Origin of the sequence: Chryseobacterium sp. Leaf394 (assembly GCF_001424105.1) — a bacterium.
Lineage (GTDB): Bacteria > Bacteroidota > Bacteroidia > Flavobacteriales > Weeksellaceae > Chryseobacterium.
Map to the genome: position 1 here is coordinate 2,225,091 of NZ_LMQH01000011.1, position 18,494 is coordinate 2,243,584.

Genomic DNA, 18,494 nt, shown 5'->3' on the forward strand with positions numbered 1-18,494 from the left:
ACCCCTAAAATTTTAGCATCGGATCTTAAATAAATATAATTTGTAAAAGTTGAGACACCTCTTTATGCCGTGTTGCAGGAAAAAGATGCGTTCCGCCTTTGATAACATAATCCGGTTTTGAATTTTTGATTGGAAAAACGATATCTCTGTCACCTAAAATCTGAACAACATTGCTCTCATGCTCAAATTTCCACTCTGTGATGCGCTGCATAGACCATTTAAGATAGTAGGGATCTGTAAATCTGAAATACTGTAGAACTTTTGGATTTTTAGGATCAAAGAACTTTCTGAAAACAGCATACGTTTCAAGGGTTTTCATATTAAAAAAACCTACAGGAAGATATTTCGGAATTCTGGTCAACTGTCCTATTTTTATCAGCCTTGATTTTTCCTTGTCTGATTTAATACTTCCCAGAATTACTGTTTTTAAAGCCGGCTTGAGTCTGTTGATTTCCTGTACCATAATTCCGCCGAAAGAATATCCCAGAAGATAAAACGGTTCGTTATCATCTACTTTTTCGGCCATCCGTTTTACATATTCACCAAAATCTTCATCTTGCTCAGGAACCAGCCAATCTATAAAAACAACTTTATGCTGTGCAGGAAAAACCAGTTTCTCCAACACCTTATAATCTGCTCCGAGACCACTTACAACATAGATTTTCATACGTGGATTGTATTTATCAGCTAAAATAAAAAAAGGACGGCTTAATCTAAGCTGTCCTTTTTAATTTATAAGAATTTTAACCTTTTATCTCGGTCTTTCATTGTCTACTTTCACTGTTGAAAGCTTAAACTGAATTTCCATCTCGTCCCTGATAAAATGATCTTTCAGAGAAGTCTGATAGAAAATTTTAAAATCTTTTCTGTTCAAAGCAAATTTTGAAGATTCAATTTCTACCGTAAACTGAGTAACGTGCGCATTTGCCGGGAAAGATATCGTTTTTCTGATTCCTTTGATGGTGATGTCGCCCACAATTGTAGAATTGAATTCTGCATTCGCAAGAGGAATAATTTTCTTCAAATGAAATTTCGCAGTGGGGAATTTTTTCACTTCAAAAAAGTTGGTTCCTTTAAGCTCATTTGTCAGTTTCACCTGATCCGGACCCGAAAGATCTGCCACTACGAGGCTTCTCATATCGATAACAAACTCACCGTCTACCAAAACTGTTTTATCGAAATTAAATTTTCCACTTTTCAGCTTCAGACTTCCAAAATGAGTTGTAGGTGCAGTTTTCACTACTTTGCTTCCCCACCATAAGATCTCAGAAGTGACAACTTTAGAAATTTTATCTCCTTTTTTCTGAGCAAAAACAAACGACATGCTGGCACACATCATAGCAAACAATAATAATCTTTTCATTCTTTTTTATTTACAATTCAACAAAAATAAAAAAAAGCACAGAACTTCTGCACTTTTCTCAATATTTTTTTAGATTAAATTACTTCGCACTTACTTTTACTGTCATATCAATTTCGTCATTGATAACGGAGTCTTTCATACCCGACTGATAAACGACATCAAATTTCTGTCTGTCGAAAGAAAATTTGTTTGATTCAATCGTAACTACACCATTTGCACTGGTAATTTTTGCAGGGAAAGAAATAGCATTGGTTTTACCTTTCACAGTAAGATTTCCGCCGACCACTGAAGGGTAAGCTGCGTCATTATTTTTCTTCACGGAAGTGATTTTAAAGCTCGCAGTCGGAAATTTTTCAACCTCAAAGAAGTCGCCGTTCTTTAAATGCCCGTTCAGTTTAGTCTGTCCTTCACCTGAAAGATCAGTTGCGTTGATGGATGTCATATCCAAAACGAAATTTCCTCCCACTACCTGATTTCCTTTCATCACGATGTCTCCTGATTTTACTTTAACCGTTCCGTCGTGCGAACTTGATTTAGATTTTACAACTTTATAGCCCCACCAGTGAACATCTGAAGATACCACTTTTTTAGACTGTCCGAAAGCAAGACCACTTGCCAAAACCGCAAGGAAGAATATTTTTTTCATGTTTAAATTTTAATAATTATTTAATGCTGCAAATGTAAACAAGAGGTTTGACTTTCAGACTTACCATACGGTAAGTTATTGCAGATTTTTAATATGAATATTATCATAAAAAACTCCGGCGCGATGCCGGAGTTTATATTTTAATCCTGATGATAAGCGGTGTAAAGCGCAACACCATTGATGCTCGTACTGTTTGACTTCACGAGATAAATCGGGATATTCCGAAGCATGGCTTCCATTTTATCACTGATTTTAAATTTCTCGTAGAATTTGTCTTTATCAATATAGTTGCTGATCACCTGAGGAATATCTCCTGCGATTATTAAACCTCCGGTAGCTTTTAATTTTAATGTTAAACTGTTTGATTCTCTCGCCAAAAATTCTAGGAAAGTATCCAAAGCGATCTTGCAGATCATTATATCTTCTTCTGTTGCAGCTTTATAAAGCACTTCAACGAAGTCGCCTTCATTTAACCTTTCGGAAAGTCCTTCCGGCTCCGGATGTCTTTTTACGTCTCTCAAAAATCTGTAGATATTGAACAGACCTGCTTTAGACAAAACGTTTTCCCAGCTAACGATTCCGTAAAGATTATTTAAAAACTGATAAAACTCCACTTCAATTGTGGTACGTGGAGAGAATTCTGAGTGACCTCCTTCTGTTGCGAAAGGTCTTAAATACTTTCCGTCGAAGAAATAACCAGCCTCACCCAATCCGTTTCCAGGAGCGATAACGGCTACGTTTCCATTTTCTAGATGACCGCCTGAACGGATATCTTCAAGCTCAGAATCTTCGAGTAGACCGATGCCATAAGCAGCTGCTTCCTGGTCATTAAGCATACAAACTTCCTTAAATCCGAATTCGTTTTTAAATTCTTCCACATCAAGACTCCAGCCTAATCTTTCGGGATTACTTTTCCCGTTCAGTACAGGTCCCGGCACAGAAATTCCGAAACGGTCTATTTCTGTCAACGAATTTTCTGTAAAAAAATCCTGTACAATCGCATTGAGTGCAGGATAGTCTTTTGTAATGTATTTTTTCTGAATTTTAATATCTAAGCCTTCATGTCCCGAAACGTAGTAAGCAAGTACCGTTTCATCCTCACGAAGATTGGCTCCCAATATAGTCAAATTCTCATTTCTGGTATTTTTTACTCCCGGCAGATAGAGGGGAAATTTCGGATTTAAGTTCATAATCACAAATTTTAGTAAATATAATAATTGTTTTGGTATTTCTAAAAGGATAAAAGAAAACCTTTTCAAAATTAAGAAAAGGCTTGTCTTTTAAATAGTTATTATCTGTAAATTAGTTCCCCAGTGGTATGTTGTAAGAAAATCCTGCTCCGATGCTTCCTACATTATAATCCTGTCCTGCAACATTTCCGTCGTTTCCGGTGAATACTTTCTGATATTGAAGGAAGAAATTCCAGTCTCTGTTGTGGTACCCGATTTCAGGTTTTAAATAGAAACCTCCGTCTGGTCTTACTGCCAAAGAATTGGTTGCAACATTATCATCACCTACCAAAAATCCGTAACCAAGGTCAGCTCCAAAGTAGAAACCAGTCTGTTTAGGATAAATTCTGATCAGTGCAGCCACAGGTACTACTCCAACATCGTTATTATTGTATCCGTTATTTTCTTTTCCGAAATAATGTGTATATCCAGTTGCGATACCCAGACCAAATCCAGGTGTAATTAAATTCTGGTAAGCAACATCTACTCCAACAGCCATAGAAGTATTGTCCTGTGGAACAGCAACACCTACAGTAGCTCCCACTTTAATCATGTTATTCATTGCCTTATCCTGTGCAGTTACCAATCCGGCAGTCAGTACAGTTGCAGCGATCAGTGTTTGTTTCAACGTTTTCATAATAATGAATTTTTAAATTTTACTGGTGGTAAACTGTAAAAACTGTGCCAAAGAGAATTTCTTAATGTGAGAAGGTCTGTTTAAGGCTGAAAAACGGATGACTATCAATTGTTTAAAAAATTAAAATTTCTTTGCTATCTCCTGATGAAATGTTGAATCTAAAATATTAAAATAAAAACTTTAACCTTCCCTAACACATTGATGGTACAAATTTTTCTGCTTAAATACAGTCTCTTTTAAATCCGTAAATACTTATGAGTGATTTAAATTTCATCAATAATAAACATCTTCTGTGGCGGGCAGGCTTCGGCATTGGAATTTCTCAGGTTGCCGAAATACGGAAACTGAAACGCAAAGATTTACTCAAGGAGCTTTTCACTGAAGATCATTCTGAGACTATTGAATATACCACAGCAGATATTGAGCCTGTGGATTACGAAGCTTCAAAAGCAACCGCCGAAATGAGAAATCAGATTCAGAAGGTTAATCAGAAGCAAAACCAGGAACTCAATTTGAATTTTCTTCAAAAAATGGTCAGTTCAAAGGCTCAGCTGCAGGAGAAAATGGCGTTTTTCTGGCATGGGCATTTCGCAACGAGAATCAACAATCCAAAATTTAATAAACATCAGCTGAACATTATCAGAAAAAATGCATTGGGTAATTTCAAAGATCTGCTTTTTGAGGTGAGCAAATCTCCGGCAATGCTGAACTTTCTGAACAATCAGCAAAACAAAAAAGGCCATCCCAACGAAAATTTCGCCCGCGAAGTCATGGAACTTTTCACCATGGGAATTGGAAATTACACCGAAACCGACATCCGTGAGGCCGCAAGAGCTTTTACAGGCTGGGGTTACGATAAACCTGGAAATTTTGTAGAAAGACCAAAACAGCATGACGACGGCACAAAAACTTTCCTCGGGAAAACAGGAAATTTTACCGGAGACGACGTTTTAAATATTATTTTAGAACAGAAAGCCACAGCCAGGTTTATCACCGCCAAAATCTACAAATTCTTCGTGAATGAAAAAGCAGATCAGAATATCATCACCGGCCTGAGCGAAAATTTTTATCTGTCCGGATACGACATCAAAAAGCTGATGACAGAAATTTTCAGCAGCGACTGGTTTTATGACCAAAAAAATATCGGCAACAGAATAAAATCTCCCACCGAACTGATGGTTGGAATGATGCGAATACTTCCGATGAGCATTCAGAATCCTGAAAATCTTGTGGTTTATCAAAAACTTTTGGGGCAAACGCTTTTATCACCACCAAATGTTTCAGGCTGGCCAAGCGGAAAATCATGGATTGACAGTTCGACCCTGATGCTGAGACTGCAGATTCCACAAATATGGTCCGGACTGAGGCCATTGGACTTGTCACCCAAAGAAGATGACGATGTAGAAATGGGTATGAAATCACGGGAAGCCTTGAAGAAATCCTTCAAAAACCCCAATATCACCATTGACTGGGAAAAAGTTGAAAAAGTTTTCAGTAAAAAAGACTGTGAAGATTTTCTACTGTCAAAACCGGATCAGATGAATATGAATGCTGTACAGAATTTTTCAGACAAAAGCATTAAAATAAATATCATCAACCTGATGTCAACTCCGGAATATCAATTAATGTAGGGTGTTGGATGATGGATGATGGGTGAAAGAAAAACCTCAACCTCAACCTCAACCTCAACCTCAACCTTAACCTTAACCTTAACCTAAATAAAAAAGTCATGATCATAAAAAGAAGAGAATTTTTAAAGATAAGTTCATTGGCAGCCGCTTCGCTGCTGATGCCTAGTTTTCTGAAATCGATGACTTTGGATCATGCTTTGAATCCGGGTCAGAAAATACTCATCGTACTTCAGTTCACGGGCGGAAACGATGGTTTAAATACGGTAATTCCTACAAGAAACGATATTTACTTTAAAGAAAGAGGTGACATTTCCATTAAAGATTCTCTGGCTTTAAATGACGAAACAGGCATCAATCCGGCACTTTCTTATTTCAAAGAACTTCATGACAACGGTGAACTTTCGGTGTTAAACAATGTCGGCTATCCGGATCCCAACAAATCGCATTTCAGAAGCATGGATATCTGGCATTCTGCAAGTAAAAGCGATGAATTTCTGGAAACCGGCTGGCTCGGCAGATTTCTGGATGAGGAATGTTACAGTTGCGATCACCCCACTCAGGCTCTGGAAGTGGATGACATGCTGAGTTTAGCCCTGAAAGGCGACAACAACAAGGCTTTTGCCTTCAAAGATCCAAAAAGATTATACCAGACGAGTCAGGAAAAATATTTTAAATCACTGTACGACGACCATCATCACGATGATGAAACAGTTTCGTATTTGTACCAGACTTTGGGCTCGACCATCAACAATGCAGAATATATTTTTGAGAAAAGCAAAGCCAAAAAGACTGACCAGACTTATCCCAATTCTCAGCTGGGCAAAGATTTCCGTACGGTGGCTTCTTTGATTAAATCCGACATCAATACTCAGGTGTATTACCTGTCGATAGGCAGTTTCGATACGCATGTGAATCAAAATGAAAGACAGCAGAAACTTTTCGGTGAAATTAACGAAGCCGTAAAATCTTTCGTTGCCGACATGAAAGCCAACGGAAAATTCAATGATATCTTATTGATGACTTTTTCAGAATTTGGACGCAGAGTTTCTCAGAATGCAAGCAAAGGCACCGATCACGGAACTGCAAATCAAATGTTTTTTATCAGCGGAGGATTAAAAAAGAAAGGAATTTTAAATCCGCTACCCGATCTTCAGAATCTGAACGAAGGCGATTTAATTTATACCGAAGACTTCAGGAAAGTTTACGCGACTGTTTTAAAAAACTGGCTGCAGGCAGATTCCTCAAAAGTTCTGGGCTGGAAAAATGGTATTTATGACTTTATTTAAAATGAAAAAAGACTGCGAAATGCAGTCTCTTAATTTTTAACTGTGCCCAATCGGCTCCGGTGTTTGCGGTCTTGGCTTAGAGGCAGTTTTCTGATCTATTTTCTCCGACACTTTTTTAATGATAAATTCTATTACGATCGGTACCACAAGGGCAAGAGCGGCTTTTAAGATTCTTGATTTCATATTGTTTGATTTTCTTTAGCATTACAATTTCTTTGCCACTATTCTTCTTACCGATGCAAATCTCGTGAATGCTGTTTACAATTTTCAATAGCTTATCTTTGCAGCAAATATCTATTTATGTCATTTGAATCTCTGGGATTATCACACAACATCATTAAATCTGTAAACAAACTTGGTTACCTCAAGCCGTTTCCAATTCAGGAACAGGCTATACCGGTCATTTTGCAGGGAAAAGATTTAATGGGAATTGCCCAGACCGGTTCAGGAAAAACCGCATGTTTTGTAATGCCTGTATTGGAAAAATTACAGAATGAAGACGTAAAAAAAGACAGAAATATTCAGGTTTTAATATTGGTTCCGACGCGTGAACTCGCCATTCAGATTGATGAAGTTTTCAGGGCATTTACAGAAAATCTGAAACGTGAAGTCCGCACCATGGCAGTTTACGGCGGTGTTTCCATCAATCCGCAAATGAAAGGTATGTTTGGAGTGGAAGTTCTTATCGCAACGCCGGGACGTTTGCTGGACTTAATTGACCACAATGCACTGAGCATTTCCAGTATTAAACATTTAATCATCGACGAAGCCGACAAAATGTTTCAGCTCGGATTTGGTGAGGAGATGAATAAACTTTTCGCCTTAATGCCTGTTGCAAAACAAACCACTCTGTTTTCAGCGACTTTAAATGATAAAGTTGAAGAAATGAAAGAGCGGTTATCTGCCAATCTGGTATTGATAGAAATTAAAAAAGAGGAAGTTGAAATTGAAAACATCGAGCAGCTCGCTTATCACGTTGCTCCCGAAAACAAAGGTCCTTTCCTGCGTTACTTAATTAAAGAAAAAAAGGTTGAAAAAGCTCTGATTTTCGTTTCTTCCACAAGATCTGCTGATAATCTGGTTGAGAAACTGAAGAAAAATAAAATAAAAGCCGTTGCCATCCACAGTCAGAAATCTCAGGGTGCCAGACGGAATAATCTTGAGGAATTTAAAGTGAACGGAGCTCAGATTCTTGTGGCCACAGATTTGATCGGACGTGGAATTCACATCGAATCACTTCCCTGCGTCATCAATTACGAATTACCAAGATCACCTCTGGATTACATTCACCGCATCGGAAGAACTGGTCGTGCCGGTGAAAAAGGAACAGCCATCAACATTCTTACGGATGATGAACTCCAGCACTTCAGAGTGATCCAGAAAAAAATGGGCAAAAAAGTAACGTTACAGAGAACAGAAGGTATCGACCTCCACGGATATTAAAAACTATTCCGCTGTTTCGTCTGGATTCGAATGGTAGTTTTTATAAGCTTTGCTGATGCTTTTGGAAATTCTCTGTTTTAGTTTTCGGGGTGCCAGCACAGTCAGAAACTCTCCCATTCCCAGAATCATTCTTTCCAGTTCAAAATTCAGCTGTACACAGATTTTAAAAGTTGTACCGTTTTCGTCTTCACTCACAATCTCCTGAGAATGATGAAACGGTTTGGTTTTTACGTAAGGTGCATGCTCTGAAGTCACCACAAAAATCACGTTCTGACCCCGCTGATTAGGAGAAACTGTTGCCCCGATAATTTCAGAAAAATACTGGTCTGCATCAAGATCAATGTCGTGGTACTCAATTTTGTCTTCAACTATAATTTCTTCCATCCTGTCGAGCGCGAGATTCATCAGTTTCTGTTTGTGCCAGCACACCAAAAACCAACGGTTGTTATATTCCTTCAGCAACTGTGGGTGAACAACATAATAATTGGATTCTCTGGCCCTGAAACTTTTATAACAGATTTTTAAAACCTTTTTATTTAAAATACTTTCATACAGAATGTCTATGTGCTCCAAACCCTTCAGATTTTCGTTTTTATCTAAATGAATAATCGATTTCTGACTGGTTGAATGAATAGAATCCTCAAGTTTCTGAATCACCCCATTCATCTCCTTAAACATCGAAAAATCCTTAAACTGCTTTAAAATCTGCACCGCGTTATTCATCGCCTTGAGATCATTTTCATTCACAGAAATCTGATGAATACTGTAATCCTGGTCGCTGTACCGGTAATATTTCCTCTCATAAACTTCGATCGGCGCTTCATACCCAAATTTTTCACTCCGCATATTCTGCAAATCGAGCTGCACCGTCCGTTTACTCACAAAAGATTCTTTCCCTTCAAACTCAAACAGAGCTTCAGAACATTCGTCCATGAGATCTTCTAACCTATATTTTTTATACTTATTCTTCAGACATTTATCTAAAGTTTTGTAACGGATAAGAGCGTTTTTATTGGATGACATGGTGTGAGGTTAAGGTTAAGGTTAAGGCTGAGGTTTAGGTTGAGGTTGAGGTTGGTTGAGGCTGAAAATAGATTTGAATTAAGGCTGAAATTAAAATGATAATCAAGTTTAAAATTTAGATTAAAATAAAAGGCGTGACAATTCCCCTCCACTGGAAATCGAGGAACGAGATTCGCCGAATCATTTTAAAAATAAAAAATATTGAGGCATTGGTGGCGAAAAATCTTTGATTTTTTGACGGGGTGGTTACACGCGAATCATTCCACAAAATTATTCCTACACCATCCACTATTCCCACTCTTCCCCCGTAATCGTCTTGAAAAAAACATCCGTAGGATACGTTTCACCTTCATACACAAAGCTTTTCAAAAATGGATTTATTTCTACGGCATAATATGTAGAGCCATCCGGATAAATTCTGAACCTGATTTTCAAAACTTCTCCGTCAATCTCTTCAATATCATCAAGATTAAAAATCGTAGTTACAGGAATAATTTCCTCACCTGTCAATGCGTTTTCCAGTCCGAAACCGTTAATCCATAATGACATTCTGAATTCATTTAAATCTGTAATGAGTTTAAAGTTCCCATTACAAACCATTTTTTCTTTTCTGTATTGCATTGATAAAGTTTTAACAGATTAAAGCATTTAGTTGATTGAAATTTATTGAAAGTTGGTGGTGACAAGAACAACTGCTACAAGCAAAAGGTGAATTAAAAAAACACAATATTTCGTGATATGACTTGTAAAACGATCCAATATAAAACCATAAAAAGGAAAATGTAAAATGCTTAAAATAAAAAATGGAAAAGTAATAGACTGTTGAAAAATTGTTCCAGCCATTCCAAAAGGAAATAAAACTATTGCAGGAGAATAATATCCATGTCCGCCACCCATTAAAAAAAATACAAGTAAAAGCAATATGGGGGTGAGAATACTTAAAATGATGGTCCATTTATATCTTTTCATTCTACTTTCTCTCCAACGCCTTCCCTTCAAAAGAAATCCCATCCCAGCCGTACTCAATAAAGTTCCTGATGTTCTGATGATCCGTTCCTTCAGGGTTTTTCAAAACATCTTCCCGGTAAAAAGCGCCGAAAAGCGAAAGCGTATCTTCCTTCGGCAAATCATTCAGCTTTGCAAAACTGAATACTTTACACGAACCATTATTCTGCCCTGCCTCATTCACCGTATTTCCATTCGTAAATTTTGTCGGCGTAAAATCATAATGCTCATCAATAAAAGCAATCACATCATTAAACTGAATCTCCTCCGCTGATTTTTCTAACTGTTCGAATAACATATTTTTTATTTTTTAATATTATAATTAGTGAAACTTACAAATTTATTTTTAACACATTAGAATCCTGAAGTTAAATACTTTGAAAATATTTTAGACCACATCAGAAAAAAAATCAAAGATTTTTTTAAAACTGAAATGGTCTTATATAGTTATCATAGTAAATTAACAATTTCAACCAAAAAAATTTATGACTGAACTTCTTCACATTCTTCGAAGCAAAAACACTTTTCCAATCTTTTTGCTCTTATCAACATTTCTAATTACACCTTATAAAAACACACCGCAAAACTTTTGTGACTTTTGTGGTAATAAAATTATCAAAAAATCTTCGATTTTTAAAAACTCATGTGCTCTAAAAATATCCTCAATCATTTAAACTAAAAACTCATGTGACTGATGTGTTAAAACTTTCGTGGTTAGAACATTTCAAAAATAATCAAAATAAATTTCACCTACGCAAAAACATTGCGCAATAACCCAATTACTTTGCACTATCAAATAACAAACACATGAACACATTCAACATCATCAACGGAAACCACCTAATCGAATTAGGTTTCAGACCATCAAAATGGTTCAACGAAGCCATCCAACATATTAATGAAAACCAACTCGCTGAAGACGAGATGAAAATATATCTTGAACAGTTCAGAGCTCCGGATCCGATTCCTCTGCATGCTGAGCCGAAAGATTTTATCATCAACATCCGTCCGGAACATGAGAATGAAACCGACAATGTAGAAAAAGTCATCAACACGATGAAAGTGCTGATGAAAACGCCTACCCTAATTAGCGGAGCCATTATGCCCGATGCCTGCCCGACAGGTCCTGAAGGACATATTCCCGTTGGCGGAGTGGTCGTAGCAAAAAATGCCATTCATCCCGGATTTCACTCTGCAGATATCTGTTGTTCGGTGATGCTGACCGACTTTGGAAAGGCTGATCCCAAAGAAGTTTTAGACGCCGCCCATTCAATAACGCATTTCGGATACGGCGGAAGACCACGAGGCGAACAGATGCCTATGTCTCAGGAACTGATGGATGCTTTCAGAGAAAACTTCTTCTTAAATGACGAAAGACTCATCAGCATTGCCCGTTCGCACATGGGAACTCAGGGCGACGGAAACCATTTCCTTTTTGTAGGAACGTCCAAAAACACCGGAAACACAATGATGGTCACCCATCACGGTTCAAGAGCTCCCGGCGCCGCGCTGTACGATAAAGGGATGAAAGTAGCCAACCGTTTCAGAATGGAAATCTCCCCTGAAACCTTGAAAGAAAACGCATGGATTCCCTACGAAACCGAAGAAGGACAATCCTACTGGGAAGCATTGCAGCTGATCAGAGCATGGACGAAAGAAAACCACGAAGCCATTCACAATGCCGTGTTGGAGAAACTGAATACCGAAAAACAAAACAGATACTGGAACGAACATAACTTCGTATTCAAAGACGGAGATTTATTTTACCACGCAAAAGGAGCGACGCCTCTGGACGATAAATTTATGCCCGACATCACAGGACCAAGACTGATCCCGCTGAATATGGCAGAGCCTGTTTTGATCGTTCAGGGAAAAACCAATGAGAGAAACTTAGGTTTTGCACCCCACGGCGCCGGAAGAAATTTCAGCAGAACCCAGCATAAAAAATCACTGGCCCACAAAACCATTGAAGAAGTTTTCGCTGAAGAAACCGCAGGTTTAGACATTCGTTTCTTCACCAACGACATCGACATCTCCGAGTTGCCAACCGCCTACAAAAGTGCCAAAAACGTAAGAGCCCAGATTGAAGAATACGGCCTGTGCGAAGTGCTGGATGAAGTGATGCCTTACGGATGTATTATGGCAGGTGATGTGCAGAAGAATGCGCCATGGAAGAGAAAGAAGAAGTTTAGAAAAGCTTAGGTTTTTGCTCAATATCTTATTTTAAAAATCTTCACAAAGTTTGTCATTCCGTAGGAATCTAAGCAAATATTTAATTTTTTGTGCGGCAATTCCTACGGAACGATAATTATAAAATTTAAATTAAAACACAGCAAAGAGAAAAACTTATCATTGATATTTTAATTCGTGTTAAAAATAAATTTCTAAATTTACTTTCAAACAAAAAAACACGGATATGAATTTTGACGATAAGTTTACCAAAGATTTCGAAGAAAAATTCCAGAAAAACCTTCAGACCATAAGAGGGACTTCTCCTGAATCTTTTGAAATGATAAAACAAAACCTGCAGGTTGTTTTTGAATTTTTAGAAGATTTTAAAAACAAGCCAGATAAAACACCCGAAGATTTTGAACAGTTGGCTGCTATAACTTCCAGACTAAAACCTCTCCTTCAGAATTTTGTAGATATGGAGCTTATTTTAGGAGAAAGTTTAAACAGGCAATCCATCGCTTATTATGAGCATATAAAAAAACTGGCGAAAGAAGGAGATAAAGAAGCTGAGAAAATTTATCTTGATCTGAAAACTTATATTGAGAAATTTGATTGTAATTGATCGTAAAAGTAAATTTACCCGCAAAAAATTCTCTCTGTCCAGATTCCAATACAAAGAAAATCAGAAAAACTTTAGTTAAAATCAGGAACAAACTTTAATCTTAGCTCCAGCAAAATTTGTTGAAGCTTTTTTTTAATTTTCTCAAAATAAATTATCGATGCTGAGACTTTTAGTTAAATTGTTTTATTAGTATTGCATGAAGTGAATTAAATTATTACTAAACGAGAACTATATCGTTAGTTACAGAATTAATAAGTACAAATTAATATATTTGAGCAAAGAAAAATATAATGGTCATATCTTTAGAATCAAAAAAAGAAATTTTCAATCTAATTGTAAATAGTGAAACTGATTTTCTTGGAGATTCGCACGAAGATTTTCAGTTTCTAAAAGAAATTTGGGACATTAGAAATATGCCATCAGAGGATAATAGATTTACAAATGCAGAACGAGATATATGGCAACACATTATAAATAACTCTGATTGGGATTTAGATTATTTATTTACCGAAAGGTTGAAACTTTACGAGAACGATAATGTATTTATAAAGTTTATAGAAACTGCTATTTCACCGACTTTTAGAACAGACGAAGATGATATTTTTTTATACGTTTTACAAATCAATGAGATTTTAATTAGGGATAAATTACAATTATCAATTTCTGACTATAACAAAATAGGAGTTCCAATTTATAAAGTTTTTAATAAGGAAGATGTTGAAAATATACCAATTGATATAAAAAAAAATAATATATTATTTTTTGTATTTAAAAGTAATGAAGATGGTAGATATTTGATGGAAACACATGGTGAATATTTTTTTCTGAGAGAATACAAATGGGATGACTTTGGTAATAGAACTTCATTTTATCTTTATTATGTAAAAGATAAGAATTCTACCATGATTGGTGAGATTAAAATCATGACTAAAGATTCTTACGATACTCTTGAAGTCATACCTCAAAGTTTTTATTCCTTGGATTCTCAATTTTGTTCATTGGGGCAAAAAGACAGTTTTTACTATAATTTGAAAGATATTTTTCCTGATAACTTTGAGGATATTCTTTTCGCTTTAGCAGATTGTGCTTTCTTTAGTGATAAGTTAGAGGATTTTGATGAACATAATCGCTTTAAAAAATCTTTGGTAAGATTTGATTATGCAGAAAGAACATTAAGATTAATAAAGTATGAGTTAAATGGCTATGATTTGAAAAATTTATTTTCTTTTGAATATAAGTATACTCCAAAGTATTCTAAAGATTTTGTAAATATTAAATTTGATTTTAATGACGATAGCTTATTAGCAAATAGAATTTATGCTATTATCGGAAAAAACGGTACTGGAAAAACACAACTTTTAAATTCTTTACCTATCAATATTTCTGAAAATAATGTTGATTATTTTGCTCCCAGAGTCCCGATATTTAGTAAGATGATCACAGTGTCCTACAGTATTTTTGATAGATTTAAAATTCCTAGAAAGACTACCAAGTTTAATTATTTATATTGTGGTTTAAAAAATAGCAAAGGTGACTTTATAACAGAAAGAGGTTTGGTATTAAGGTTTCATCATACATGGAAAAAAATTGAATCTAGTGAAAGAATTAATAAATGGAGAGCCATACTTTTAAATTTCATTGAATCTGAAATTGTAGATGAATTTTTAATTAGAAGAGAAACAATTACATCTTATAATAATTTGTACAAAGTCGATATAGAAGGTTTTAACAAAATCAAAGATAGACTAAGTTCAGGCCAAAATATTCTACTGTACATTATTACAGAAATAACTGCAAATATTAGATTTGATTCCTTAATTCTTTACGACGAGCCCGAAACTCATTTACATCCAAATGCTATATCACAATTAATAAATACAATTTACGAATTAGTGGACGAGTTCAAATCATATTGCATTATAGGAACTCACTCGCCATTAATAATTCAAGAATTACTATCTAAAAATGTTTATGTGATTGAAAGAAATGGTAATATTCCAAACGTTAGAAGAATTGGAATAGAGTCTTTTGGCGAAAATTTAACAACTTTGACAGATGATGTTTTTGGTAATAGAGAAATTGAAAAGCAATATAAAAAGATAATTGATGAACAAATCCTTTATGGAAATGATTTTGACAAAATAGTTTCAATGCTACAATTTGATGAAGTTCCATTGAGTTTAAATACTAGATTATACATAAAAAGTAAAATAAAAAATAAAAATTGAAAAACTTAAATCATTCTAAAAAAGATTGTCTAGATTTTCATAAAGCTGTTGTAAGCAGTAAAAACGTAACTAAATTAGACCCTACACTAAAAAATCGTTTATTATCATTAGAAAATGATATTGAATTACTTTACAATAATTTTAAAATAAAATTTGACACTAATTGTTTAGAAAAAACTGTTTCTAATTCATTTCCAGAAAATAACAAAAACGATTTATTAAGCTTGTATAATTATAAAAGTAAATTAATACAAGAATTAAAATTAGAAATAACCACAACTGAAACTAATAGGATAATTAATACTTGCCAAAACTGTACGTTAAGTGAAATTAATTCATTTGACCATATTTTACCGAAAGAAGAGTTTAGTGAATTCGTTGTTAATCCATTAAATTTATTTCCAAGCTGCACTATATGCAACAGTTATAAAGGAAAAATTTGGAACCAAAATGGGAATAAAATTTATTTAAATTTGTATTTGGATAATTTACCACACCTTCAATATCTATTCGTTGATATCGAGTATGAGAAAAATACTTTTGGTTTAAAATTTTATTTAGAAAATAAATTTGGAATAGAAGATAGGCTTTTTTCCTTAATTGAAAGTCACTACGAAAGGCTTCATCTATTGAAGCGTTTTTCTGATAATGGCGATAAAGTTATTTCTCCTTTAAGAAATCAAATTAAACCATATTTGAAGCTCTTAGATCTTAATGAGATAAAATCGATGTCAATTGAAACCTCAAATTTGAATAGGACCGTTTTTGGATTTAATTATTGGGAATCTATTTTGGAATTAAGTCTTATTAATAATTCTGATTTCATTAATTCTCTCTGATACAAATTACATCGAACCCCGCTGGCGCGAGCGTCCCGCTCGTGCCCACTCAAACAAATCAAAACCCTGACTCACCGTCAGGGTTTCATTATTATTTAACATAATCAATGAAATATAAAAATATTTTACACCAATATTCCATAAATTCAAAATAATTTTTATATTTGAAATCTAATCAAAAAACACAGATATTATGTCAAGCACTTCAGAAGTGGGGCACGCTAAAAATGTAGCGAACCTGCAAAAAATCACCCAACAAGTTTCTACCTACAGCCTTTACAATCCTCCCGTTGACAACATTTCGGTTGCCAGTCTTCAGGCTTTGTACACCGCTGCCAATGCAAAATTAACTGAGGTTGGTGACAAAAAAAACGCCAACAAAAACGCCATTGTTGCGCGTCAGTCGGCTTTTGAAGATTTAAAATCTACCTGTACAAGAATCATGAATCTCCTTGAGATTTTAGGCTTACCACAAGGCACATTGGATCAGGCAAAATCTTTAAACCGTTCCATTCAGGGCAGTTCAAAGAAAACCACTACTCCACCCGAGGACGGCAAAGAAGCTCCCAAATCATCATCCACTTCCCGCCAGTCTTTTACCCAGCAGGAAGACAACTTCGGACTCCTTGTTCAGTTATTGGGAACCATCCCAAACTACACGCCCAATGAGGAAGATTTAAAATTAGCCAACCTCACCACCTACCACCAGTCGCTGGAAAGTGCCACAGAAACCGTCGATCAGACCGAAGCTCAGCTCAATACCAAAATGATAGATAGAGACAAAATCCTGTATGACGAAGAAGCCGGTCTTTACACTCTTGCCATGAACGTGAAAAAATATGTGAAAAGCCTCTACGGTGCCACATCACCCGAGTACACTACCGTTTCGGCAATAGAATTTAAAACCAGAAAATAATGTTTTTTTTAAAAGTGAATATTAACGGTGCCACGTTAATATTCTAGACATGTGAAGTTACATTCCCGCAATGTAACTTCATTTTTTTTTGATGTACTGAGGTAGTGGCGGGATATAGAATAATTTACTTTCAAAGTAAAAAATATATTCTCATGATGTCGGATCATATTTTTTCAATGTTGAACAGTATTTTTGTTTCGTCAAATCATATTTTTGCTTTGGCAGATAATATTCTTTCCCTGGCAAACAATAATCTTTCTTTGGCTAACTATATTCTTGCATTGGCAAACAATAATCTTTCTTTGACAAACTATGTTCTTGCATTGTCGAATCATATTTTTGCTTTGGCGAAATATATTCTTACGATTTCGTCTTATATTCTTGTGATGTCAGCCTGCAAACTTTCAATCTAAAATTAAAATCTTGCTTCCCAAAACTATATTCTTGCTTCCCAAAAGAATATTGATACACCCGAAAAACACAGTGGTGTAATCGTGGCTAATACTATTATGACAAAGCGGCGGCTTCTATTAATCCCACAAAAAAAGAGCTTCAAAACTGAAGCTCTTTCTGTATGATAAATTGAAAGATTATTTCACGATTTTAATATCGATAGCTGAAAAACCTTTTGGCGATCTCTCTTTTTCGTAAGAAACTTTATTTCCTTTTTTCAAAATCTCGGTCGCGTTGTTGGAGTGGAAGAAAACATTTTCTTTAGAACGGTCTTCGGTAATAAAACCGTAACCTTTCTCGCTGAAAAACGTTACAATTCCTGTCTTTCTAAGTTCCTCCTCCTCTATCGGAGCTGCCCCCAGCTGAATATCATCAAGACTGATCTCGATTTTTTCTCTGTTTTCAGGTGGTACAGAAGTAAGCTGACCGTTTTCGTCAACATACATCAACATATCGTCAAGAGTTTTCCCCTTGTCATTATTGTCCTTGCGGTCTTCACGACGAAGTGCTTTCTCTTTTAATTTTGCCTGTTTTTTCTTAAAGTTTTCTTTTTTTGAAAAAGAATCTGCCATATATATTTTTAAATTTATTTGTTACGAATGAGTTAAAGATAGAATTTTTTTCCGGATTCTATCGGGTTTCCGGCTAAATACTTTTCAGATTGCGTCAAAAAGGTATTTTACTGATTTCAGTAATGATAAAAGATGGCCTGCATCAATATTTTTTGGAATAAACCGGCATCTGAAATGTGAAACTGAGAAGAAAAAATAAATGTCACGCGCTTTTCTGTAGCAAAAGCTGAACACATTTTATTAATTACTTTGCAAATATACAACAAATATTACTGGAAATTACGTCAGAAATAACTTTTTAATTTTCAATTACTTATCATGCAGATTTGAAAAATCTATAATTACCGGTGATTATTTCTGAAATGACAGTCAGTTTTCCATTCTGTCAAGTACATAAAGATTCAGTGAAATAATTTAATTACCTTTAAC

The 18,494-nt window shown here is 35.4% G+C and carries 20 protein-coding genes; 9 read left to right on the forward strand and 11 right to left on the reverse strand.

The window, feature by feature from the left end:
- Positions 1-25 precede the first annotated feature (25 nt).
- The 5 genes from ASG21_RS14820 to ASG21_RS14840 form a co-directional block, all read right to left on the reverse strand.
- Positions 26-667, reverse strand: a complete 642-nt coding sequence (locus ASG21_RS14820) for an alpha/beta hydrolase (protein WP_056081781.1) — start codon at positions 665-667, stop codon at positions 26-28.
- Positions 668-751: 84 nt separating this feature from the next.
- On the reverse strand, positions 752-1,363 hold the full coding sequence (locus ASG21_RS14825) for a YceI family protein (protein WP_056081784.1): 612 nt from the start codon (positions 1,361-1,363) through the stop codon (positions 752-754).
- A 79-nt stretch (positions 1,364-1,442) separates the two neighbouring features.
- Positions 1,443-2,009 (reverse strand): YceI family protein, encoded by a 567-nt coding sequence (locus tag ASG21_RS14830; RefSeq protein WP_056081787.1) that lies wholly within the window; start codon positions 2,007-2,009, stop codon positions 1,443-1,445.
- 140 nt (positions 2,010-2,149) lie between these two features.
- A complete protein-coding gene (locus ASG21_RS14835; RefSeq protein WP_056081790.1) occupies positions 2,150-3,199 on the reverse strand; it encodes a glucokinase in 1,050 nt (349 codons plus the stop codon).
- Between the two features lie 112 nt (positions 3,200-3,311).
- Positions 3,312-3,875 carry a hypothetical protein gene (locus ASG21_RS14840; protein WP_056081794.1) on the reverse strand — a complete coding sequence of 188 codons (564 nt, stop codon included), beginning with the start codon at positions 3,873-3,875 and terminating at the stop codon, positions 3,312-3,314.
- 254 nt (positions 3,876-4,129) lie between these two features.
- Here ASG21_RS14840 and ASG21_RS14845 point away from each other — a divergent pair, with 254 nt between their 5' ends.
- Both ASG21_RS14845 and ASG21_RS14850 read left to right on the forward strand, forming a co-directional pair.
- Complete coding sequence (locus tag ASG21_RS14845; protein WP_056081799.1) at positions 4,130-5,506, forward strand: DUF1800 domain-containing protein; 1,377 nt, start codon at positions 4,130-4,132, stop codon at positions 5,504-5,506.
- A 98-nt stretch (positions 5,507-5,604) separates the two neighbouring features.
- The gene (locus tag ASG21_RS14850; protein WP_056081802.1) at positions 5,605-6,792 is read left to right on the forward strand and encodes a DUF1501 domain-containing protein; all 1,188 of its coding nucleotides are present in this window, start codon (positions 5,605-5,607) and stop codon (positions 6,790-6,792) included.
- A 36-nt stretch (positions 6,793-6,828) separates the two neighbouring features.
- On the opposite strand, the gene ASG21_RS20350 is transcribed toward ASG21_RS14850, so the two are convergent.
- On the reverse strand, positions 6,829-6,975 hold the full coding sequence (locus ASG21_RS20350) for a hypothetical protein (RefSeq protein ID WP_185113732.1): 147 nt from the start codon (positions 6,973-6,975) through the stop codon (positions 6,829-6,831).
- A gap of 117 nt (positions 6,976-7,092) precedes the next feature.
- Here ASG21_RS20350 and ASG21_RS14855 point away from each other — a divergent pair, with 117 nt between their 5' ends.
- Positions 7,093-8,235 carry a DEAD/DEAH box helicase gene (locus ASG21_RS14855; protein ID WP_056081805.1) on the forward strand — a complete coding sequence of 381 codons (1,143 nt, stop codon included), beginning with the start codon at positions 7,093-7,095 and terminating at the stop codon, positions 8,233-8,235.
- 3 nt (positions 8,236-8,238) lie between these two features.
- Here the strand turns inward: ASG21_RS14855 and ASG21_RS14860 are convergent, their stop codons facing one another.
- The 4 genes from ASG21_RS14860 to ASG21_RS14875 all read right to left on the reverse strand — a co-directional run bounded on the left by ASG21_RS14860 (position 8,239) and on the right by ASG21_RS14875 (position 10,561).
- Entirely contained in the window at positions 8,239-9,258 is a 1,020-nt protein-coding gene (locus ASG21_RS14860) for a WYL domain-containing protein (RefSeq protein WP_056081808.1), read from the reverse strand.
- A 288-nt stretch (positions 9,259-9,546) separates the two neighbouring features.
- Entirely contained in the window at positions 9,547-9,879 is a 333-nt protein-coding gene (locus ASG21_RS14865) for a hypothetical protein (protein ID WP_056081811.1), read from the reverse strand.
- Between the two features lie 42 nt (positions 9,880-9,921).
- The gene (locus tag ASG21_RS14870) at positions 9,922-10,227 is read right to left on the reverse strand and encodes a hypothetical protein (protein ID WP_056081814.1); all 306 of its coding nucleotides are present in this window, start codon (positions 10,225-10,227) and stop codon (positions 9,922-9,924) included.
- A 1-nt stretch (position 10,228) separates the two neighbouring features.
- Positions 10,229-10,561: a HopJ type III effector protein gene (locus ASG21_RS14875; protein ID WP_056081819.1), complete on the reverse strand. Its 333-nt coding sequence runs from the start codon at positions 10,559-10,561 to the stop codon at positions 10,229-10,231.
- Positions 10,562-11,070: 509 nt separating this feature from the next.
- Between ASG21_RS14875 and ASG21_RS14880 the strand changes: the two genes are divergently transcribed.
- From ASG21_RS14880 to ASG21_RS14905, 6 genes are all read left to right on the forward strand, one after another.
- Positions 11,071-12,465 (forward strand): RtcB family protein, encoded by a 1,395-nt coding sequence (locus ASG21_RS14880; RefSeq protein ID WP_056081822.1) that lies wholly within the window; start codon positions 11,071-11,073, stop codon positions 12,463-12,465.
- A gap of 214 nt (positions 12,466-12,679) precedes the next feature.
- The gene (locus ASG21_RS14885) at positions 12,680-13,057 is read left to right on the forward strand and encodes a hypothetical protein (RefSeq protein ID WP_056081825.1); all 378 of its coding nucleotides are present in this window, start codon (positions 12,680-12,682) and stop codon (positions 13,055-13,057) included.
- A gap of 290 nt (positions 13,058-13,347) precedes the next feature.
- The gene (locus tag ASG21_RS14890) at positions 13,348-15,285 is read left to right on the forward strand and encodes an AAA family ATPase (protein WP_056081828.1); all 1,938 of its coding nucleotides are present in this window, start codon (positions 13,348-13,350) and stop codon (positions 15,283-15,285) included.
- Complete coding sequence (locus ASG21_RS14895) at positions 15,282-16,124, forward strand: hypothetical protein (protein WP_056081834.1); 843 nt, start codon at positions 15,282-15,284, stop codon at positions 16,122-16,124. Before ASG21_RS14890 ends, ASG21_RS14895 begins: the two co-directional genes overlap by 4 nt.
- A 193-nt stretch (positions 16,125-16,317) precedes the next feature.
- Entirely contained in the window at positions 16,318-17,040 is a 723-nt protein-coding gene (locus tag ASG21_RS14900; protein WP_056081837.1) for a hypothetical protein, read from the forward strand.
- Positions 17,041-17,192: 152 nt separating this feature from the next.
- Positions 17,193-17,453 carry a hypothetical protein gene (locus ASG21_RS14905; RefSeq protein ID WP_128414313.1) on the forward strand — a complete coding sequence of 87 codons (261 nt, stop codon included), beginning with the start codon at positions 17,193-17,195 and terminating at the stop codon, positions 17,451-17,453.
- 177 nt (positions 17,454-17,630) lie between these two features.
- On the opposite strand, the gene ASG21_RS14910 is transcribed toward ASG21_RS14905, so the two are convergent.
- Positions 17,631-18,065, reverse strand: a complete 435-nt coding sequence (locus ASG21_RS14910) for a cold shock domain-containing protein (protein ID WP_056081845.1) — start codon at positions 18,063-18,065, stop codon at positions 17,631-17,633.
- Between the last annotated feature and the right edge of the window lie 429 nt (positions 18,066-18,494).

Excerpts from the sequence above, each read along its gene's own strand:
- ASG21_RS14855 (WP_056081805.1), top strand. The coding sequence starts at position 7,093 with ATGTCATTTGAATCTCTGGGATTATCACACAACATCATTAAATCTGTA.
- ASG21_RS14890 (WP_056081828.1), top strand. The coding sequence starts at position 13,348 with ATGGTCATATCTTTAGAATCAAAAAAAGAAATTTTCAATCTAATTGTA.
- ASG21_RS20350 (WP_185113732.1), bottom strand. The coding sequence starts at position 6,975 with ATGAAATCAAGAATCTTAAAAGCCGCTCTTGCCCTTGTGGTACCGATC.
- ASG21_RS14865 (WP_056081811.1), bottom strand. The coding sequence starts at position 9,879 with ATGCAATACAGAAAAGAAAAAATGGTTTGTAATGGGAACTTTAAACTC.
- ASG21_RS14860 (WP_056081808.1), bottom strand. The coding sequence starts at position 9,258 with ATGTCATCCAATAAAAACGCTCTTATCCGTTACAAAACTTTAGATAAA.
- ASG21_RS14830 (WP_056081787.1), bottom strand. The coding sequence starts at position 2,009 with ATGAAAAAAATATTCTTCCTTGCGGTTTTGGCAAGTGGTCTTGCTTTC.
- ASG21_RS14905 (WP_128414313.1), top strand. The coding sequence starts at position 17,193 with ATGATGTCGGATCATATTTTTTCAATGTTGAACAGTATTTTTGTTTCG.
- ASG21_RS14900 (WP_056081837.1), top strand. The coding sequence starts at position 16,318 with ATGTCAAGCACTTCAGAAGTGGGGCACGCTAAAAATGTAGCGAACCTG.
- ASG21_RS14820 (WP_056081781.1), bottom strand. The coding sequence starts at position 667 with ATGAAAATCTATGTTGTAAGTGGTCTCGGAGCAGATTATAAGGTGTTG.
- ASG21_RS14840 (WP_056081794.1), bottom strand. The coding sequence starts at position 3,875 with ATGAAAACGTTGAAACAAACACTGATCGCTGCAACTGTACTGACTGCC.
- ASG21_RS14825 (WP_056081784.1), bottom strand. The coding sequence starts at position 1,363 with ATGAAAAGATTATTATTGTTTGCTATGATGTGTGCCAGCATGTCGTTT.
- ASG21_RS14845 (WP_056081799.1), top strand. The coding sequence starts at position 4,130 with ATGAGTGATTTAAATTTCATCAATAATAAACATCTTCTGTGGCGGGCA.
- ASG21_RS14885 (WP_056081825.1), top strand. The coding sequence starts at position 12,680 with ATGAATTTTGACGATAAGTTTACCAAAGATTTCGAAGAAAAATTCCAG.
- ASG21_RS14835 (WP_056081790.1), bottom strand. The coding sequence starts at position 3,199 with ATGAACTTAAATCCGAAATTTCCCCTCTATCTGCCGGGAGTAAAAAAT.
- ASG21_RS14910 (WP_056081845.1), bottom strand. The coding sequence starts at position 18,065 with ATGGCAGATTCTTTTTCAAAAAAAGAAAACTTTAAGAAAAAACAGGCA.
- ASG21_RS14875 (WP_056081819.1), bottom strand. The coding sequence starts at position 10,561 with ATGTTATTCGAACAGTTAGAAAAATCAGCGGAGGAGATTCAGTTTAAT.
- ASG21_RS14880 (WP_056081822.1), top strand. The coding sequence starts at position 11,071 with ATGAACACATTCAACATCATCAACGGAAACCACCTAATCGAATTAGGT.
- ASG21_RS14870 (WP_056081814.1), bottom strand. The coding sequence starts at position 10,227 with ATGAAAAGATATAAATGGACCATCATTTTAAGTATTCTCACCCCCATA.
- ASG21_RS14850 (WP_056081802.1), top strand. The coding sequence starts at position 5,605 with ATGATCATAAAAAGAAGAGAATTTTTAAAGATAAGTTCATTGGCAGCC.